Below are 18,520 nucleotides of genomic sequence, written 5' to 3'. Positions count from 1 at the left end.
AACTTTGAACGGTATTCCTCTGCAATCCCCGCCGTCCTCGATGGCGGCCGGATTGCTTTGGGCCGCGAGGATGAGGCGCCTGCAGCCCGGCGTCCGGTTCGCATCTTCCACGAACAGCCCGGCGACCGCGCAGCACAGGGCGCGAGCGCGTGGGTGCGCGCGCTGAAGCGCGGCGTTGAACGGCTGGGACAGAGCATGACGGGCGCGCGATGGGCCCGCCGCCGCGCCCGCTGGAGCGCCCGCTACATTCTGGCCCGGACCTGGTTGAGCACCCACCTGCCCCTGCCGCCCAGACGCGGCGTGCGCTTCCTCGGCTATGTGGAAGGAAGCCTTGGCCTCGGGCACACCCTGCGTACGCAGATCCGGGCCTATGCCCAGTACAGCCGGTGCTTCTCCATCTATCCGTTCCGGCTCGGCATCGAGAGGCGGATGATCGGGCCCTACCTGCCCGAGCATTACGATCTGTTCCGCCGCTATGAGGTCACGGTGCTGGATCTGGCGACGGACCAGTTGCCCCATCTCTATGGGCACATCAGCCAGATGCTCCTGAAGGACAGCTACGTCGTCCTGCGCACCTTCTGGGAGCTGCCGGCCGCGCCCCAGGCCTGGGGCGCGCTGCTGGAGCCGATCGACGAGATCTGGGTGCCGAACAGCTTCGTGGGCGATGCCTTCCGGCCCATTTTCTCGGGCGCCATCCATGTGGTTCCGCCCTGCGTGGACGTTACGGACGGCCCCTTCCTGGAGCGCGCCGACCTTGGCCTGTCCCCGGAGGCCTTCTACGTCCTGTTCTCGTTCGATTACCACTCATCCACGGCACGCAAGAATCCCCTGGCCGTGGTGCGCGCCTTCACGGAGGCCTTTCCGCAGGCGAACCGCGATGTCCGACTGATCATCAAGACCATTGGCGATCATACGCTGCATCAGGCGACGCACGACGCCCTGCAGCAGGCGGCTGAGGCCGACCCGCGGATTCATATCATCCATCAGGACATCCCGCGCCAGCAGATGGTGAGCCTGATCCGCGCCTGCGACTGCTACGTCTCGCTTCATCGGTCGGAAGGCTTCGGCTCCGGCATGGCGGAAGCCCTGCTCTTCGGGCGACGGGTGGTCGGCACCAACTTCTCCGGCAACACCGACTTCCTGACGGAAGAGACCGGCTATCCCGTCGAGTACGACCTCGTTCCGGTGGCGGCGGGCGACTATTCCTGGTCCGAAGGGCAGGTTTGGGCCGAGCCGCGCCACGATTCGGCGGTGGCCGCGCTGCGTGCCGCCTATTTCGACGGCCCGGCCGCAGATGCCCGCGCCGCCGCCGGCGCAGCCTTGATCCGCAGCACATACGGCGTGGACGCGGTGGGCGCGGCGATCGCCGCACGCATCGAGACACTGCGGGCGGAGCGTCGGGCCCTCAAAGGATCTCGAAGGGGATGACGCCCCGCACCGCAGGGTCGGTGCGGATATCGCGGTCCAGCGGCGGGAAGGCGCGCAGGTCGCAATCCCGCCGCGGACAGATGCGGCAGGAGACGCCGAGCCGCGCCGCGGGTGCGGCCTTCAGGTCGAGCCCGTCCGCATAGATCATGTCGTCGGCAAACGAGACCTCGCAGCCGAGCCCCAGCGCATAGGCGCGGGGCGCCTGCCCGTAGCGCAGCGTCGGCACGGTGATGGCGCGCGCGAGACAGAGATAGCGCACGCCGTCCGGCATCTCGCCGATCTGCACCAGCGTCTGCCCGCCCGCCTCGAACGCCTGATGCACGTTCCAGACCGGGCAGGCCCCGCCGTGGCGGGCAAACTGGAAGCGCGTGGCGCTGTGGCGCTTGGTGATGTTTCCCGCCCGGTCCACCTTGGCGAAATAGAAAGGCACGCCGCGCGCACCGGGCCGCTGGAGGGTCGACAGCCGGTGGCACACCTGTTCGAGGCTCGCCCCCGTCTCCAGCACCAGCCGGTCGAGATCATGCCGCCGCTCGCGCGCCAGCGCCCGGAAGCGGCTGTAGGGCAGGATCAGCGCCCCAGCCACGTAATTGAACAGCGCAAGACGGGCGATCTCGCGGGCGGTGGGGCTGCGGAAGGCGGCACGGGCGAGTTGCCCCTCCACGAGGTCGGCCTGCTCCAGTTGCGCGATGGTGGCGGCGAGGCGGAAGGCCCGCGCCTGCGGGGACAGGGCGCCGGACAGGACCAGACGCTTGGTCCGCGCGTCGAGGGCGGAGAGCGGCGCGCCGGGGTCGGCCGCCCCCACCTCCACCCGCACGCCGCGAACGCGCGACAGATGCTCGGCAAAGACGCCGGCCGGATCGCTGCCGGCGAGCACGCCCAGCCGCTCGGCCAGTTCCTCGGCCGCCCGGTCGAGGTCATCCACGTAATTGTCGATGTAGTGGAAATAGTCGCGCACCTCCTCATAGGGGATGAGCTTGGCCTCGTCCGCCCCGTCCCCGCCGGCGGTGAGCATGTCGTCGAGGGAGGCGCGCCATTCGGCGGTGCGGCGCAGAGCCACATGCATCCGGAGGAAAGCATGGGCGAAGGCGGGCGAGAGATTGGCCACCGCCTTCATGTCCTGAAGGCCGAGATCGAGATCGCGGAACATGGGATCTGCCGCGCTCTCGCGCAGGTCCGCGACGATACGGTCGAGATCCTCGGCTCCGAAGGTGGTGATGTCGACGCCGAAGGCCCGGCTGATGGCGATGAGAACCGGCGCGGTGAGCGGGCGCTGGTTGCTCTCGATCTGGTTGATGTAGGAGGGCGAGACCTGAAGGCGGGCCGCCAGCTCCGTCTGCTTCAGGTTGAATTTTTCGCGCAGGCGGCGGACCGCGTGGCCGGCGAAGACCTTCTGGCGCATGGCCCCTCCTCAATTGCGAATTTTTTACAATTCGCCGAATGGTTCTTTTACATCTTCGGTATTCGCTTTGCACCTGCTACCCCGTTGAGATGGCGCAACGAGTCCGCTCCGCAGTGGAGTATTCTTTGCGCCTGAAACCCTGAGTGGTCTTTCCCTCTCGGGTTCCCCATCGCTAGAGTGAGGACCGCAGGGAAACCGGCGGGGGTATCAGATGAAGGAAATCCTGGAAGAGCTCGAGAACCGCCGGGTCGTCGCCCGGCTGGGAGGCGGCGAGAAGCGCATCCAGGCGCAGCACGGGCGCGGCAAGCTCACCGCGCGCGAGCGCATCGAGCTCCTGCTGGATCACGGCTCCTTCGAGGAGTTCGACACCTTCGTGCAGCATCGCTGCGGCGATTTCGGCATGGAGAACCAGAAGATCCCCGGCGACGGCGTCGTCACGGGCTGGGGCACGGTCAACGGCCGGCAGGTCTTCGTCTTCGCCAAGGACTTCACCGTCTTCGGCGGCTCCCTCTCGGAAGCCCATGCGCAGAAGATCACCAAGATCCAGGATCTGGCGCTGAAGACCCGCGCCCCCATCATCGGCCTGTTCGATGCCGGCGGCGCCCGCATCCAGGAAGGCGTGGCGGCACTCGGCGGCTATGGCGAGGTGTTCAAGCGCAATGTGACCGCCTCGGGTGTCATCCCGCAGATCTCCCTCATCATGGGCCCGTGCGCGGGCGGCGACGTCTATTCGCCGGCCATGACCGACTTCATCTTCATGGTCCGCGATACGAGCTACATGTTCGTCACCGGCCCGGACGTGGTGAAGACGGTGACGAACGAGACCGTCACCTCGGAGGAGTTGGGCGGCGCCAAGGTGCACACCACCAAGTCCTCGGTGGCGGACGGCGCCTATGAGAACGACGTAGAGATGCTGCTCCAGACCCGTCGTCTCATCGATTTCCTGCCGCTGAACAATCAGGTGGGCGTGCCCGAATGGCCGTCCTTCGATGCGCCCGACCGCGTCGAGGAGAGCCTCGACACCCTGATCCCGGACAATCCGAACAAGCCTTACGACATCAAGGAACTGATCCTGAAGGTGGCGGACGAGGCGGATTTCTTCGAGATCCAGGCCGCCTACGCCAAGAACATCGTCACCGGCTTCGGCCGCATTGAGGGCCGCACGGTGGGCTTCGTCGCCAACCAGCCCATGGTGCTCGCTGGCGTGCTCGACGCGGATGCGTCGCGAAAAGCCGCGCGCTTCGTGCGCTTCTGCGATGCGTTCGAGATCCCGATCGTCACCTTCGTGGACGTGCCCGGCTTCCTGCCCGGCACGGCGCAGGAATATGGCGGCCTCATCAAGCACGGCGCCAAGCTGCTGTTCGCCTATTCGCAGGCCACCGTACCGCTCGTCACCATCATCACCCGCAAGGCCTTCGGCGGCGCATATGACGTGATGGCCTCCAAGCACGTGGGCGGCGACGTGAACTATGCCTGGCCCACCGCCCAGATCGCGGTGATGGGCGCCAAGGGCGCGGTTGAGATCATCTTCCGGTCCGACATGGACGATCCGGAGAAGATCGCCGAGCAGACCCGCAAATATGAGCAGCGCTTCCTCTCGCCCTTCGTGGCGGCGGAGCGCGGCTATATCGACGAGGTCATCAAGCCCCATTCCACGCGCCGGCGCATCGCCCGCGCGCTCGCCATGCTGCGCTCCAAGAAAGTGGAGCAGCCGCTGAAGAAGCACGACAATCTGCCGCTTTAGGCCATAGCCGGGACAACGCCCCGCCTGCCCCCTCCCTGCCCTCCCCCGCAAGCGGGAGAGGGTTCCCCCGCCCGGACGAAGCTGTCGCGATGGCGAGACCTAGCTCCCTCTCCCGCTTGCGGGGGAGGGTTGGGGAGGGGGAAGGGACCTGGAGTGGCGGCAGGGCTGTTGAGCCGAGGACGGAACAAGCGGACGCAGAAATACGCGCCATCGGCGCAGGAGACATAAATGTTCTCGAAGATCCTCATTGCGAACCGGGGCGAGATCGCCTGCCGCGTCATCAAGACCGCGCGCAAGATGGGCATCAAGACCGTGGCCGTCTATTCCGACGCCGACAAGGACGCGCTCCATGTGGAGATGGCGGACGAGGCGGTGCACATCGGTCCGCCGCAGGCCGCCCAGTCCTATCTGGTGATCGAGAAGATCATCGAGGCCTGCAAGAAGACGGGCGCCGAGGCCGTGCATCCGGGCTACGGCTTCCTCTCCGAGCGCGCCGCCTTCCCGCGCGCGCTGGCGGAAGCGGGCATCGTCTTCATCGGCCCGAACCCGCATGCCATCGACGCCATGGGCGACAAGATCGAATCCAAGAAGGCGGCGGCGGCGGCGAAGGTCTCCACCGTCCCCGGCTATCTGGGCGTGATCGAGAATGGCGAGGAAGCCGCGAAGATCGCCGACGAGATCGGCTATCCGGTGATGATCAAGGCCTCCGCCGGCGGCGGCGGCAAGGGCATGCGCATCGCTTATTCCCGCGACGAGGTGCAGGACGGCTTCGACCGCGCGAAGTCGGAAGCCAAATCCTCCTTCGGCGATGACCGTGTGTTCGTGGAAAAGTTCATCGTCGATCCCCGGCACATCGAAATCCAGGTGCTGGGCGACAAGCACGGCAACGTCATTTATCTCGGCGAGCGCGAATGCTCCATCCAGCGCCGCAACCAGAAGGTGGTCGAGGAAGCCCCCTCCCCGCTGCTGGACGAAGAGACCCGCAGACAAATGGGCGAGCAGGCCGTCGCCCTCGCCAAGGCGGTGGGCTACGACAGCGCCGGCACGGTGGAATTCGTCGCCGGGCAGGACAAGAGCTTCTACTTCCTGGAGATGAACACCCGCCTGCAGGTGGAGCATCCCGTCACCGAACTCATCACCGGCATCGACCTCGTGGAGCAGATGATCCGCGTGGCGGCGGGCGAGAAGCTCGCGCTCACGCAGGACGACGTGAAGCTCAACGGCTGGGCGGTCGAAAGCCGCGTCTATGCGGAAGACCCCTTCCGCAACTTCCTGCCCTCCACCGGCCGCCTCGTGCGCTACCAGCCACCCGCCGAGGGCACGCATAACGGCCTCACCGTGCGCAACGACACGGGCGTCTATGAGGGCGGGGAGATTTCGATCTTCTACGACCCGATGATCGCGAAGCTCGTGACCCACGGCCCCACCCGCCGCAAGGCCATCGAGGCGCAGGCGGATGCGCTGGACGCCTTCGCCATCGAGGGCATAGGCCACAACATCCCCTTCCTCTCGGCGCTGATGTCCCATCCGCGCTGGCAGGAGGGCTATCTCTCCACCGGCTTCATCGCCGAGGAATATCCCTCCGGCTTCCATGCGACGCCGGCGGAAGGCGAGATCGCCAAGGTGCTCTGTGCGGTCGCGACCACGCTCGACCACGTGATGAACTCGCGCAAGCGCAAGATTTCCGGCCAGATTTCCGGCCCGACCGTGACCTTCGAGCGCCGCCGCGTGGTGCAGCTTATCGGCGAGCACGGCCCGGAACTCTTCCCAGCCGAGATCGAGACCACGGAGACCGGCTACCGCGTGGACCTGCTCACCTGGCACGGCCAGGTGACCAACATCTACATGCTGCGAAGCCCGTGGAAGCCCGGCGATCTGGTCTGGGCCGGCACCATCTATGATGACGTGGTGAACGTTCAGGTACGGCCCATCCCCAACGGCTTCGCCCTCTCCCATCGTGGCGTCGCCGTGCAGGCCCGCGTCTATACGGAGCGCGAGGCCGCGCTCGCCATGCTCATGCCCATCAAGGAGAGCGCGGGCGGCGGCAAGGAGCTGCTGTGCCCCATGCCTGGACTCGTGGTCTCCATCTCCGTCACCCCCGGCCAGGAGGTGAAGGCGGGCGAGGCGCTGGCCGTGGTGGAAGCCATGAAGATGGAAAACGTCCTGCGCGCCGAGCGCGACGGCGTCATCAAAGCCGTCCACGCCAAGGCCGGCGACAGTCTCGCCGTGGACGCGGTGATCCTCGAATTCGCGTGACGACGAAACACGGAAGGGCCGCACAATGACCGCAACCCTGCCCTTCGTGACGCAGGCGGGCCCGGTAACCCGGGCGGACTGGCTGTCGCTGGTGGAAGGCGTGCTGAAAGGCGCGCCCTATGACAAGCGCCTCGTGACCCGCACCTCTGAGGGCCTTGCGCTGGACGCCCTCCCACCGCGCAGGGAAGAGGCCGTCCCCATCGCCGGACGGGCGGCAGGTGCGCCGTGGACGATCAGCGCGCGCGTCGACCAGCCGGACCTTGCCGCCGCCAATGCCCAGATCCTCGATGATCTGGAAAATGGCGCCTCCGGCCTCACCCTCGTCTATGCCTCGTCTCCCTCCGCCCACGGCTTCGGCCTGCCGGACGGCGCGGCGCTGGAGACGCTGCTCGCCAGCGTGATGCCGGACCTCATCGAGACGCGGCTGGAGAGCGGAGCCTTCAAGGGCCGCGAGAATGCCCTCGCCTTCGCTGATTTCATCGCGGCACGCGGGCTCGATCCGGCGCGTGTGAGCGTTTCCTTCGGCCTTGATCCGCTCGCGGACATGGCCGCGCGCGGCAGCGCACCCATGCCTTGGCCGGGCCTTGCCGAGCGGGTGGCGGAAAGCGCCGCTATCCTCAAGGCGCGCGGCTTCACCGGGCCGCTGCTGCGGGCGGACGGCGCCATCCACCATGCGGCCGGTGCCAGCGATGCGCAGGAGCTGGCGGCGGTGCTGGCGGCGGCTGTCGCCTATCTGCGGGCGCTGGAGAAGGCCGGCTTCTCGCTGGAGGAGGCCGCCGGCCGTATCGAGGTGGCGCTGACGGCGGACGTGAACCAGACCGCAACGCTCGCGAAAGTCCGCGCCATCCGCCTGCTGTGGGGCGCGGTGCTGCGGGAGGCCGGCATCGGGGCCGGGCCGCTGAAGGTCCACGCCACCACGGCGTGGCGCTCGCTCACCCGGCGCGATCCCTATGTGAACCTGCTGCGCGCCACCATCGCCGCCTTCGCGGCCGGCGTGGGCGGAGCGGACGGCCTCACCGTCCTGCCCTTCACGCAGGCCCTCGGCCTGCCGGATGCTCAGGCGCGGCGGCTCGCCCGCAACACGCAGCTCATCCTGCTGGAGGAAAGCCAGCTCCACCGCGTGGCCGATCCCGGTGCCGGCGCGGGCGCGGTAGAAGCGCATACGGATGGCCTTGCGGCTGCCGCGTGGGATCTCTTCCGCGCCATCGAAGGCAAGGGTGGGCTCGCCGAGGCGCTGGCCTCCGGCTGGTGGCAGGGCGAGTTGGCGGCGACCCGCGCCAAGCGGGCGAAGGATATCGCCACACGCAGGGAGCCGCTCACCGGCACGTCGGAATTCCCCATCCTCGGCCAGAGCGTGCCGGAGGTGCTCGCCCCCGTCCCCGCGCGGGAAGAAGCGCCGAACGATCTCGCCCTCGCGCCCCAGCGGCTCGCGGAGCCTTTCGAGGCGCTCCGCGATGCGGCCGAGGCGACGGGTACGCCTCAGGTGTTCCTCGCGACCCTCGGACCCATCGCCGCCTTCACCGCCCGCGCCACTTTCGCCAAGGCGCTGTTCGAGGCTGGCGGCCTCGCCGTGACCGTGACCGACGGTTATGCGGATTTCGATGCTCTCATCGCCGCGTTCAAGGCTTCCGGCACGGCCATCGCCTGCATCGCCTCCTCCGACGAGATCTACGAAGCGGAGGCCGCCACCATCGCGGCCGCGCTAAAGGCCGCGGGCGCCCGGCAGGTGTGGCTCGCGGGCCGGGGCGGCGATCTTGAGGCGACGTGGCGCGCAGCGGGCGTGGACGACTTCATCTTCGCCGGCTGCGACGTGCTGTCGGTACTGAAGAAAGCACACGGGGCGCTGGGGATCGGGTGAAATCTGGCAAAGCCCTCCCCCCTTGTGGGGGAGGGTTGGGAGGGGGGTAATGCCCTCTCCGAAAGGGCACGCTGGGGAACGGGGAAAATCAAGGGCTGCCCCCCGGTCGTACCCCCCTCCCCAACCCTCCCCCTCAAGGGGGGAGGGAGCCAGAGGCACTGGCGGATATGGGCCTGACAGGAAACCGTGAGAGCGACCTGAAGGCTGAACGGACGCTCAAAGCCCTCCCCCCTTGCGGGGGAGGGTTGGGAGGGGGGTAATGCCCTCTCCGAAAGGGCACGCTGGGGAACGGGGAAGACCAGAGGGCACGCCCGGTTTACCCCCCTCCCCAGCCCTCCCCCTCAAGGGGGGAGGGAGCGGGCCGCGACAGGAAAACAGGGCCGCGCCCCAACAAGAGCCGCGAAGGCCAATGGAACGGGATGGAACGGGCCGCGCCAACGCGCACCCGAAATGAGGTAGGATGACCGCCATGAGCCGCTTGCCCGCCTTTGCCGACATCGAATGGCGCGCGCCGGAGCTTGCCCCGCCGGCGGATGCGCCCGCGCCCTGGCTGACGCCGGAAGGCATTCCGGTGAAGGGTCTCTATGGTCCGGCGGACATCGCGGGCCTCTCCTTCATCGACACCTATCCCGGCATCGCGCCCTTCCTGCGCGGGCCCTACCCCACCATGTATGCGACCCAGCCCTGGACCATCCGGCAATATGCCGGCTTCTCCACGGCGGAGGATTCCAACGCCTTCTACCGCCGCAACCTCGCGGCCGGGCAGAAGGGCCTGTCGGTCGCCTTCGATCTCGCCACCCATCGCGGCTATGACTCGGACCATCCGCGCGTCGCCGGCGACGTCGGCATGGCGGGGGTCGCCATCGACAGCATCTATGACATGCGCACGCTCTTCTCCGGCATTCCGCTGGACCAGATGAGCGTCTCCATGACCATGAATGGCGCGGTGCTGCCCATTCTGGCTCTGTTCGTGGTGGCGGCGGAAGAACAGGGCGTGCCGGCGGCCAAGCTCTCCGGCACCATCCAGAACGACATTCTCAAAGAATTCATGGTGCGGAACACCTATATCTATCCGCCCGCACCCTCCATGCGCATCATTTCCGACATCTTCGCCTTGACATCCAAGGAGATGCCGCGCTTCAACTCCATCTCCATTTCCGGCTACCACATGCAGGAAGCCGGGGCGACGCAGGACCTGGAGCTCGCCTATACGCTCGCGGACGGCGTCGAATATGTGCGCGCGGGCGCCAAAGCCGGCCTGCCCATCGACGCCTTCGCGCCGCGCCTTTCGTTCTTCTGGGCCATCGGCATGAACTTCTTCATGGAGGTGGCGAAGCTGCGCGCCGCGCGCCTCCTGTGGACGCGGCTGATGAGCGATCTCGGGGCCAAGAACCCCAAGTCCCTGCCCCTGCGCACCCATTCGCAGACCTCCGGCTGGAGCCTCACGGCGCAGGACGTGTTCAACAACGTCATCCGCACCATGGTGGAAGCCATGGCGGCAACGCAGGGCCACACCCAGTCGCTGCACACCAATGCGCTGGACGAGGCGCTGGCCCTGCCCACCGACTTCTCCGCCCGCATCGCCCGCAACACGCAGATCCTGCTGCAGCAGGAGAGCGGCACCACCCGCCAGATCGACCCCTGGGGCGGCTCCTTCTTCGTGGAGCGCCTCACCGCCGACCTCGCCGCCAAGGCGTGGGACCATATTCAGGAGGTGGAAGCACTGGGCGGCATGGCGAAGGCCATCGAGGCCGGCATCCCCAAGCTGCGCATCGAGGAAGCCGCCGCCACCACGCAGGCCCGCATCGACGGCGGCGCGCAGATCGTGGTGGGCGTCAACAAGTTCAAGCCCGAGCGCGAGACGCCCATCGACGTGCTGAAGGTGGACAATTCCGCCGTCCGCGCCGCGCAGATCGAGAAGCTGCGCCGCCTGAAGGCGGAGCGCGACCCGCAGGGCGTGGCCGCCGCGCTGGAGGCGCTGACCAATGGAGCGCGGGGCAACGGCAACCTGCTGGCGCTCGCCATCGACGCCGCCCGCGCCAAGGCGACAGTGGGCGAGATTTCGGATGCGCTCGAAGCCGTCTTTGGTCGCCACCGGGCGGAAATCCGCGCCATTTCGGGCGTCTACAAGAGGGAGGCCGGCGCCATGACCGACAAGGTGGCGCAGGTGCAGCGCCTCACAGAAGCCTTCGAGCACAATGAGGGCCGCCGCCCGCGCATCCTCGTCGCCAAGGTGGGACAGGACGGGCACGACCGGGGCCAGAAGGTGATCGCCTCCGCCTTCGCCGATCTCGGCTTCGACGTGGACATCGGCCCCCTCTTCGCCACGCCCGAGGAAGCCGCCCGGCAGGCGGTGGAGAATGACGTCCATGTGGTGGGCATCTCTTCGCTCGCCGCCGGCCACCTGACGCTCGTGCCCGCGCTCAAGGCGGCGCTGGAGGCGGAGGGGCGCGGCGACATCATGGTGGTGGTGGGCGGCGTCGTGCCGCCGCAGGATTATGAGGCGCTGAAAGCCGCCGGCGCGGAAGCCATCTTCCCCCCCGGCACCGTCATCGCCGACGCCGCCCGCGACCTGCTGGCAACACTCTCCACCCGCCTCGGCCACGCGCAGGAGGCGGCGGAATAAGCGCCGAAACCTAGGAAAATGAATAGCGCTCAAATTGACGATGAAGCCCTCCCTTACATCATAGGAACAACAGACAAGCAACTATTTGATTCCGGAATGGATATTCGTCAGAGATATTTTGAAGTGCCAAGGACCGTTATGCGGAAGCTGGGACATCAATCATTCGTGATTGCAGGATACGGCAAATCTCAGCTGCTAAACCGAATAGAAGACATTTTTAGAAAAATATACAATAAACACGACCTTTCAGCACAAGATCATGTTGGAATATTTATGTATAGAGATACTTTTGCAAAAATAAGAACTCCTATAATATATGGGAAAATTTCAATAAATCCTTTTGATTTTGTTGAATTAACGGAAATACAAAAGAGAATTATACAGACTGAACCCGAACAAATTTCTATGTATTTAGATCAATTTATTGATGTAACGGATATTCATTATGGCATAAGAGAATTAAATAAATGCTACTCCGATATTGAGCTGGTCCGTCGATATCTTAATTTATCGCGCCTTCACCTGCATGGAGCCGCCGCAGTGCTGACTGCCGGTTACGACCACCGGAGCGCGATACAGTCGTCATTGTTGGCCACGGAGCTCGCATTGAAGGCAGCCTTAGCGGCACTTGGTAAATCTGAAAATCAAATTCGAAATAAATACGGTCACGACACCTTACGTGCCTGTAAATTTTTAGAAGATAATTGGGAAAATTTCGACATCAGCCGCGCCAGTTACGTTCTTTCTACCCAGCCGAAATACACAGATATCAGATATTCAGCACTCAACCTACTCGAATCGAAGTAGGAAATCTAGCTATGGGAGCCCAATTCATCGCCGCCGAGGTAGTAAGGCAAATGTCGGATCGCAATACCAGATCAAGTTTCAAGCCGGAACCTGAACGAGTTTACCCCGCCAGACGCTAAGCTCCAGCTGGAAACACCCAATGCCCCTCGCCCCCATGGGCTCAACCCTGCGCATGCTACGGCCGGCCCCGCACGTGCTCGCGTTCTATGATGGGCGCGTGCCGGACACCCGGCTCTGGAGCGAGGAGCCCAACTGGCTGGACGATGGCGCCTATGCGCTGGGCATCGCCTCTTACGCCATCCTGGAGGGGGCGGAGGCGCTGGTCTATGACACGCATATTTCGCTGCCCCACGCCCGCTTCATCCGCCGCACGCTGGAAGAGATGGGCGTGCGGCACATGCGCGTGGTGCTGAGCCATTGGCATGATGACCATGTGGCGGGAAACGAAGTCTTCGCGGACTGCGAAATCCTCGCCAACGCGCTGACGGCGGACATCCTCCGCGATAAGCAGGCGAAGCTGGAGAGTGGCGATCCGCCCATCCGGCCGCTCATCCTGCCGAACCGCACCTTCTCGGGCGAGATCACGCTTCAGGTCGGCGCCCTGCCCGTCACGCTCCGCCAGATGGACATCCACAGCTGCGACGGCACGGTGGTCCTGCTGCCCGATGGGCTGCTGCTCGCCGGCGACACGCTGGAAGATCCGATCACCTATGTGGACGAGCCCGAGCGCCTGGCAATCCATCTGGAGGGGCTAGCCGAGATGGCCCGCTGGCCGCTCTCCCGCATCCTGCCCAATCACGGATCGGCCGAGGTGATTGCTGCGGGCGGCTATCAGCCGGACCTCATCGCCGCCACCCGCCGCTATGTGGAGCGCCTCATCGCCGCCCGCACCGATCCGGGCCTCGCCGCCCGCGATCTGCGCGCCTTCGTGCCGGAAGACTTCGCCTCTGGCGCCATCGGCTATTTCGCGCCCTATGAAGCGGTGCACCGGCAGAACCTTGCGGCCGTCACCGAGGCCTCCTGACGGCCTCACGCGCGGCGGAACACCACCGAAAGATTGTTGGCGGGCATCTCCACCACGCGCTCCAGGATGAGCCCGTGCGTGCCCGCCAATGTGGCCACGTCCTCAAGCAGCCGCAGGCCCCAGGCCGGGTTGCGGCGCTTGAGGTCCGCATCGAAGGCTTCGTTACTGGGGGCAGTGGGCACGTTGGCGCGCCGGTAGGGGCCGTAAAGATAGAGTACGCCGCCCGACGGCAGCAGGCGCTGCGCCCCGGCGAGCAGGCCCTGCGTCGAGGCCCAAGGGCTGATGTGGATCATGTTGATGCAGACGATGGCGTCCGCCTGCGTCACCGGCCATTCGGCCGCCGCCGCATCGAGGTCCAGCGGCGGCAGCACGTTGGAAAGGCCCTCCGCCCCGGCCCACGCCGCGATGGACGCGCGGGCGGCGGGAGAAGGGTCGGATGGCTGCCACGTGAGGCCCGGCAGAGCGCGGGCGAAATGCACCAGATGCTCGCCCGTGCCGCTGGCGATCTCCAGCACCTGCCCACTCGCCGGCAAAAGCGGCCGCAGCACGTCGAGAATGACATCGCGGTTGCGGGCGACAGCGGGCGCGGCGAGGCGCCCATCCGGGCCGGTGGCGGCCGCAGGCAGCGCGTCAGGCACGGAATTGCTCATCGCCTTCCCTTTCGCGCCGCTTCAGGCCGCGAGGCCGCCCGCCTTCTCGATGAAGGCGGCCACGTCCTCCACGCCCTTGCCATGGCGGATGGCGGCGAAGACATAAGGCCGCGTACCGCGCATCCGCTGGGTGTCGCTCTCCATGATGGAGAGGTCCGCGCCCACCAGCGGGGCGAGATCGGTCTTGTTCACCACGAGGAAGTCGGAGCGGGTGATGCCCGGCCCACCCTTGCGCGGGATCTTCTCGCCGCCGGCCACGTCGATCACATAGATGGTGATGTCCGCCAGTTCCGGCGAGAAAGTGGCCGCGAGATTGTCGCCGCCGCTCTCGATCAGCACGATCTCGAGGCCGGGAAATTTCGCCTGCATGTCGGCCACGGCGCGCAGGTTGATGGAGGCGTCCTCGCGGATGGCGGTGTGCGGGCAGCCGCCGGTCTCCACGCCGAGGATGCGCTCGGGCTCCAGCGCGCCGGCCACCGTCAGGAGGCGAGCGTCCTCCTTGGTATAGATGTCGTTGGTGATGGCGCAGATGTTGTAGCGGGCGCGGAAGGTCTTGCAGAGCGCTTCCATCAGCGCCGTCTTGCCAGAGCCCACCGGCCCGCCGATGCCAACCCGCAAGGGTCCGTTGCTGGTCATGATCGAAACAGCCTCGTGTATTGGGTTTCGTGTCGCATGCTGCCGAGGTCGGCCCGGAAGGTGGCGGTGCCGAGATCGTCGAGCGTGAGGGTCGGAATGTCACCCGCCAGCGCCTGCACGGCCGGCATGAGGCGGGCCACCACGCGGGTGCCGGCCGTCTGGCCGATGGGCGCGATGCGCAGCGCGGCGGAAACCAGCGTCTGCGTGACGGCGAAGAGATACGCTTCCAGCACCGCCGCGCGGGGCACGCCATGCAGCGCCGCTGCATAGCCCACCGCCACCGGATAGGCGACATCAGGCGGCAGATGCGCCGCCGCCGCGTCCAACCCGCCGTGGGGCCATGCGGCGCGCACGGCATCAAGGAAGCTGCGGCCCTGCTGGCAGGTCTCCAGCCGCAGTTCGGCGGTGGGCGAGAGGGCGACCGCGCGGGCATTCACCTGCGCCAGCGCTGGCACATCCCCGGCCGCGCCCGCCCCGTAGGCATGAGCGAGGAGGATGCCATCGGCCCGGCCGAAGCCGAGCAGCATGAGATCGCGCAGCCAGCTTTCGAGGCTCGATTCATCGGTGATATCGCCCGCTTCCGCCGCCCATTCCAGCGCGTGGGAATAGGCATAGGCCCCCACGGGAAAGCCGGGAGACAGCCAGGCAAAGAGCGCGAGCGCGCTCGGCGGCGCGCCCGTTTCCGCCATCGTCATGGCCGCCGCCCGGTCCCGGCGTCAGTCATGGTGGTGCGTATGGCCGCAGCCGCAGGAGGCGCCATGGGCGTGATCGTGGGCGTGGTCATGCCCGTGGTGGTCGTGCGCATGGTCATGGTGCGCATGATCGTGATGGGCGTGGTCGTGCCCATGGTCATGGTGGTCATGATCATGATGGTCATGCGCGTGGGCTTGGCCATGGCCGTGGGCCTCGGCGGCCTCATAGGCGCCGCGCTCGGGCTTGAAGGGACGCACCACCGGCTTCACCGCCGCGCCGAGGCCGCGCAGCATGGCCTCCAGCACGGGATCCTGAACGATATAGATCGCCTCTTCGGTGATCTCCGCCGGAATGTGCCGGTTGCCGATGTGCCAGGCGGCCCGCATCAGGCGCACGGGATTGAAGGTGGTGATCTCCACCAGTTGCTCGTCCGCCGCCTTCACCTGCACAAGGCGGCCGTCCTCCAGTTCCAGCGCATCGCCATGGTCCAGCACCGCGGCGCGGTCGAGATCCAGCAGGAACTCCAGCCCGCCGTCGGCGGTCATGGCCACCCGGCGACGGTGGCGGGCGTGATGGTCGAGGGTGATGGTGTCCACCACCCGGTCGGGACGCACCGCGAGGTGCCGGACGATCTTGGTCGAACGGATCATGTGAGGCTCCCGAGGCAGCGGCCGGCGAAGGCGGTCGCGCCCGGTTAGAACAAAAAGTAGCGCTGCGCCATGGGCAGCACGTCCGCGGGCTCGCAGACCAGAAGCTCGCCGTCGGCGCGCACGTCATAGGTCTCCGGGTCCACCTCGATATGGGGGGTGGCGCCGTTCAGCACCATGTCCTTTTTGGAAATGCCGGAACGGACATTCTCCACCGCCACCAGCGTCTTGGCCGTCTGGAGCCGGGCGGCGAGACCATCCTCCACTGCCGCCTTGGAGACGAAGGTCAGGCTGGAATGGGTGCGGGCGCGGCCATAGGCACCGAACATGGGCCTGTAATGCACCGGCTGCGGGGTCGGAATGGAGGCGTTGGGATCGCCCATCTGGGCCACCGCGATGGAGCCGCCCTTCAGCACCAGATCCGGCTTGACGCCGAAGAAGGCCGGCGACCACAGCACGAGGTCGGCGAGCTTGCCGGCCTCCACCGAGCCGATGTGCTTCGACACGCCATGGGCGATGGCCGGGTTGATGGTGTATTTCGCCACATAGCGGCGGGCGCGCAGATTGTCGTTGCCGCCGCTCTCGCCGGGCAGCGCGCCGCGCTGGCGCTTCATCTTATCCGCCGTCTGCCAGGTGCGGATCACCACCTCGCCCACGCGGCCCATGGCCTGGCTGTCGGAGCTCATCATGGAGAGGGCGCCGATGTCGTGCAGGATGTCCTCGGCCGCGATGGTCTCCTTGCGGATGCGGCTCTCGGCGAAGGCGAGGTCTTCGGGGATGGACGGCGAGAGGTGGTGGCACACCATGAGCATGTCGAGATGCTCGTCGATGGTGTTGCGCGTATAGGGCCGGGTCGGATTGGTGGAGGACGGCAGCACGTTGGGCAGGCCCGCCACCTTGATGATGTCCGGCGCGTGGCCGCCGCCCGCACCTTCCGTGTGGAAGGCATGGATGGTGCGGCCCTTGAAGGCGGCGATGGTGTCCTCCACGAAGCCGCTTTCGTTCAGCGTGTCCGTGTGGATCATCACCTGAATGTCGAAGGCATCGGCCACCGAGAGGCAGGTATCGATGGCGGCGGGCGTGGTGCCCCAGTCCTCATGGAGCTTCAGCGCGCAGGCGCCGGCACGCACCATCTCTTCCAGCGCCTTGGGCTGGGAGGCATTGCCCTTGCCCGCGAAGGCAAGGTTCATGGGGAAGGCATCCGCCGCCTCGATCATGCGGGCGATGTGCCACGGGCCGGGGGTGCAGGTGGTGGCGAAGGTGCCGGTGGCCGGACCGGTGCCGCCGCCCAGCATGGTGGTGACGCCGGAGGCCAGCGCCTCCTCGATCTGCTGCGGGCAGATGAAATGGATGTGGCTGTCGAAGCCGCCGGCGGTGAGGATCTTGCCCTCGCCCGCAATCACCTCCGTGCCGGGACCGATGATGATGTCGACGCCGCTCTGCACATCGGGATTGCCGGCCTTGCCGATCTTGAAGATGCGCCCGTCTTTCAGGCCGACGTCCGCTTTCACGATGCCCCAGTGATCGAGGATCACCGCATTGGTGATGACGGTGTCCACCGCGCCGTCGGCATTGGCCACCTGGCTCTGGCCCATGCCGTCGCGGATCACCTTGCCGCCGCCGAACTTCACCTCCTCGCCATGGACGGTGAAGTCCTTCTCGATCTCGATATAGAGCGCGGTGTCGGCGAGGCGCACCTTGTCGCCCACCGTGGGGCCGAACATGTGCGCATAAGCAGAACGGGACATACGGGCCTTGGTCATGGCGTATCCTTCAGAGGCTCGCGCCGTCGAATTCGCGGGGGGTCAGCGCTTTCAGGTCCACGCCGTCGAGGCAGCGCACGTTCACCGCCACCTTGAACTCACCGGTCGGCGCAAGGCCACGGCCGAAGGGCTCGATGCCGCAGGTGGCACAGAAGAAATGGCTGATCCGCCCGGTATTGAAGCGATATTCAGTCAGTTTTTCCTCGCCCTGATTCAGCCTGAAACCTTCCGGCGAAGCAAAGGAGAGGATGCCGCCCACGCGCCGGCAGCGGGAGCAGTTGCAGGTGGCCGTGCGGTCCAGATCAAGATCGGCCTCGAAGGCCACCGCGCCGCACTGGCAGCTGCCGGAATAATGCTGGAGTGCCATCAGAGCTTGCCCATCACGTCGCCACGGAACCCATAGACCTCACGCTTGCCGCCCAGCGGCACCAGCGTGACCTCGCGGGTGGCGCCGGGCTCGAAGCGCACGGCCGTGCCGGGCGCGATGTCGAGGCGCATCCCGCGCGCCTTCTCGCGCTCGAAGGCAAGGCCCGGATTGGTCTCATAGAAATGGTAGTGGCTGCCCACTTGGATGGGGCGGTCGCCCGTATTGGCCACCGAGAGCGTCACCCGCTCGGCGCCCTCATTGAAGACGATCTCGCCGTCCGGCGTCACAAATTCGCCGGGCACGTCCTCGGACGCCTGTCCGCGAATGGGGTTGTGCACCGTGACCAGCTTCGTCCCATCCGGGAAGGTCGCCTCCACCTGGATGTCATGGATCATCTCGGCGATGCCCTCCATCACCTGATCTGCGGTGATGACGCGGGCACCCGCCTCCATCAGCTCCGCGACGGTGCGACCGTCGCGGGCGCCTTCCACCACGAAATCGGTGATGAGCGCCACCGCCTCCGGATGGTTGAGCTTCACGCCGCGCGCGAGGCGCTTGCGCGCCACTTCGGCGGCCATGGCGATAAAGAGCTTGTCCTTCTCCCGCGGCGTCAGCAGCACGG

The 18,520-nt window shown here is 66.5% G+C and carries 15 protein-coding genes; 7 read left to right on the top strand and 8 right to left on the bottom strand.

Features of this window, described 5'->3' with window-relative positions:
• Positions 1 to 195: 195 nt before the first annotated feature.
• On the top strand, positions 196 to 1,428 hold the full coding sequence (locus AZC_RS24380; protein WP_158304107.1) for a glycosyltransferase: 1,233 nt from the start codon (positions 196 to 198) through the stop codon (positions 1,426 to 1,428).
• Here the strand turns inward: AZC_RS24380 and AZC_RS09215 are convergent.
• Positions 1,406 to 2,827 carry a helix-turn-helix domain-containing protein gene (locus AZC_RS09215; protein WP_012170304.1) on the bottom strand — a complete coding sequence of 474 codons (1,422 nt, stop codon included), beginning with the start codon at positions 2,825 to 2,827 and terminating at the stop codon, positions 1,406 to 1,408. The two genes, AZC_RS24380 and AZC_RS09215, sit on opposite strands and share 23 nt — an antisense overlap.
• Before the next feature lie 211 nt (positions 2,828 to 3,038).
• Between AZC_RS09215 and AZC_RS09210 the strand changes: the two genes are divergently transcribed.
• The 6 genes from AZC_RS09210 (at position 3,039) to AZC_RS09190 (ending at position 13,142) form a co-directional block, all read left to right on the top strand.
• Complete coding sequence (locus AZC_RS09210; RefSeq protein WP_012170303.1) at positions 3,039 to 4,571, top strand: acyl-CoA carboxylase subunit beta; 1,533 nt, start codon at positions 3,039 to 3,041, stop codon at positions 4,569 to 4,571.
• 228 nt (positions 4,572 to 4,799) lie between these two features.
• Positions 4,800 to 6,827: an acetyl-CoA carboxylase biotin carboxylase subunit gene (locus tag AZC_RS09205; protein WP_012170302.1), complete on the top strand. Its 2,028-nt coding sequence runs from the start codon at positions 4,800 to 4,802 to the stop codon at positions 6,825 to 6,827.
• 25 nt (positions 6,828 to 6,852) lie between these two features.
• Complete coding sequence (locus AZC_RS09200; protein ID WP_012170301.1) at positions 6,853 to 8,685, top strand: methylmalonyl-CoA mutase family protein; 1,833 nt, start codon at positions 6,853 to 6,855, stop codon at positions 8,683 to 8,685.
• A gap of 469 nt (positions 8,686 to 9,154) precedes the next feature.
• Entirely contained in the window at positions 9,155 to 11,311 is a 2,157-nt protein-coding gene (scpA, locus tag AZC_RS09195) for a methylmalonyl-CoA mutase (RefSeq protein ID WP_043880187.1), read from the top strand.
• An 18-nt stretch (positions 11,312 to 11,329) separates the two neighbouring features.
• The gene (locus tag AZC_RS25465) at positions 11,330 to 12,118 is read left to right on the top strand and encodes a hypothetical protein (RefSeq protein WP_148209829.1); all 789 of its coding nucleotides are present in this window, start codon (positions 11,330 to 11,332) and stop codon (positions 12,116 to 12,118) included.
• 139 nt (positions 12,119 to 12,257) lie between these two features.
• Entirely contained in the window at positions 12,258 to 13,142 is an 885-nt protein-coding gene (locus AZC_RS09190; RefSeq protein WP_012170299.1) for an MBL fold metallo-hydrolase, read from the top strand.
• A 5-nt stretch (positions 13,143 to 13,147) separates the two neighbouring features.
• On the opposite strand, the gene AZC_RS09185 is transcribed toward AZC_RS09190, so the two are convergent.
• From AZC_RS09185 to AZC_RS09155, 7 genes are read right to left on the bottom strand one after another with little or no spacing between them, the layout of a single operon-like run.
• A complete protein-coding gene (locus AZC_RS09185) occupies positions 13,148 to 13,792 on the bottom strand; it encodes a DUF938 domain-containing protein (RefSeq protein ID WP_012170298.1) in 645 nt (214 codons plus the stop codon).
• A 21-nt stretch (positions 13,793 to 13,813) separates the two neighbouring features.
• A complete protein-coding gene (ureG, locus tag AZC_RS09180; RefSeq protein ID WP_012170297.1) occupies positions 13,814 to 14,428 on the bottom strand; it encodes an urease accessory protein UreG in 615 nt (204 codons plus the stop codon).
• Complete coding sequence (locus AZC_RS09175) at positions 14,425 to 15,123, bottom strand: urease accessory protein UreF (protein WP_012170296.1); 699 nt, start codon at positions 15,121 to 15,123, stop codon at positions 14,425 to 14,427. The genes ureG and AZC_RS09175 overlap by 4 nt, the downstream gene beginning before the upstream one ends.
• Before the next feature lie 21 nt (positions 15,124 to 15,144).
• Positions 15,145 to 15,771, bottom strand: coding sequence for an urease accessory protein UreE (ureE, locus tag AZC_RS09170; protein WP_012170295.1), 627 nt, complete (start codon positions 15,769 to 15,771; stop codon positions 15,145 to 15,147).
• Positions 15,772 to 15,815: 44 nt separating this feature from the next.
• Positions 15,816 to 17,531, bottom strand: coding sequence for an urease subunit alpha (ureC, locus tag AZC_RS09165; protein ID WP_012170294.1), 1,716 nt, complete (start codon positions 17,529 to 17,531; stop codon positions 15,816 to 15,818).
• Between the two features lie 10 nt (positions 17,532 to 17,541).
• On the bottom strand, positions 17,542 to 17,898 hold the full coding sequence (locus AZC_RS09160; protein WP_012170293.1) for a GFA family protein: 357 nt from the start codon (positions 17,896 to 17,898) through the stop codon (positions 17,542 to 17,544).
• On the bottom strand, positions 17,898 to 18,518 hold the full coding sequence (locus AZC_RS09155) for an urease subunit gamma (RefSeq protein ID WP_012170292.1): 621 nt from the start codon (positions 18,516 to 18,518) through the stop codon (positions 17,898 to 17,900). The genes AZC_RS09160 and AZC_RS09155 overlap by 1 nt, the downstream gene beginning before the upstream one ends.
• Between the last annotated feature and the right edge of the window lie 2 nt (positions 18,519 to 18,520).

Source organism: Azorhizobium caulinodans ORS 571, assembly GCF_000010525.1.
Taxonomy (GTDB): domain Bacteria; phylum Pseudomonadota; class Alphaproteobacteria; order Rhizobiales; family Xanthobacteraceae; genus Azorhizobium; species Azorhizobium caulinodans.
Note: the sequence above shows the minus strand (reverse complement) of the source record. Positions and strands in the feature narration are given on the sequence as shown.

Bases quoted from the DNA above. Each gene is read 5' to 3' on its own strand.
- AZC_RS09175 (WP_012170296.1), bottom strand. From the start codon at position 15,123: ATGACGATGGCGGAAACGGGCGCGCCGCCGAGCGCGCTCGCGCTCTTT.
- ureG (WP_012170297.1), bottom strand. From the start codon at position 14,428: ATGACCAGCAACGGACCCTTGCGGGTTGGCATCGGCGGGCCGGTGGGC.
- AZC_RS09210 (WP_012170303.1), top strand. From the start codon at position 3,039: ATGAAGGAAATCCTGGAAGAGCTCGAGAACCGCCGGGTCGTCGCCCGG.
- AZC_RS09160 (WP_012170293.1), bottom strand. From the start codon at position 17,898: ATGGCACTCCAGCATTATTCCGGCAGCTGCCAGTGCGGCGCGGTGGCC.
- AZC_RS09200 (WP_012170301.1), top strand. From the start codon at position 6,853: ATGACCGCAACCCTGCCCTTCGTGACGCAGGCGGGCCCGGTAACCCGG.
- AZC_RS09185 (WP_012170298.1), bottom strand. From the start codon at position 13,792: ATGAGCAATTCCGTGCCTGACGCGCTGCCTGCGGCCGCCACCGGCCCG.
- scpA (WP_043880187.1), top strand. From the start codon at position 9,155: ATGAGCCGCTTGCCCGCCTTTGCCGACATCGAATGGCGCGCGCCGGAG.
- AZC_RS25465 (WP_148209829.1), top strand. From the start codon at position 11,330: ATGAATAGCGCTCAAATTGACGATGAAGCCCTCCCTTACATCATAGGA.
- AZC_RS09190 (WP_012170299.1), top strand. From the start codon at position 12,258: ATGCCCCTCGCCCCCATGGGCTCAACCCTGCGCATGCTACGGCCGGCC.
- AZC_RS24380 (WP_158304107.1), top strand. From the start codon at position 196: ATGACGGGCGCGCGATGGGCCCGCCGCCGCGCCCGCTGGAGCGCCCGC.
- AZC_RS09205 (WP_012170302.1), top strand. From the start codon at position 4,800: ATGTTCTCGAAGATCCTCATTGCGAACCGGGGCGAGATCGCCTGCCGC.
- AZC_RS09215 (WP_012170304.1), bottom strand. From the start codon at position 2,827: ATGCGCCAGAAGGTCTTCGCCGGCCACGCGGTCCGCCGCCTGCGCGAA.
- ureC (WP_012170294.1), bottom strand. From the start codon at position 17,531: ATGACCAAGGCCCGTATGTCCCGTTCTGCTTATGCGCACATGTTCGGC.
- ureE (WP_012170295.1), bottom strand. From the start codon at position 15,771: ATGATCCGTTCGACCAAGATCGTCCGGCACCTCGCGGTGCGTCCCGAC.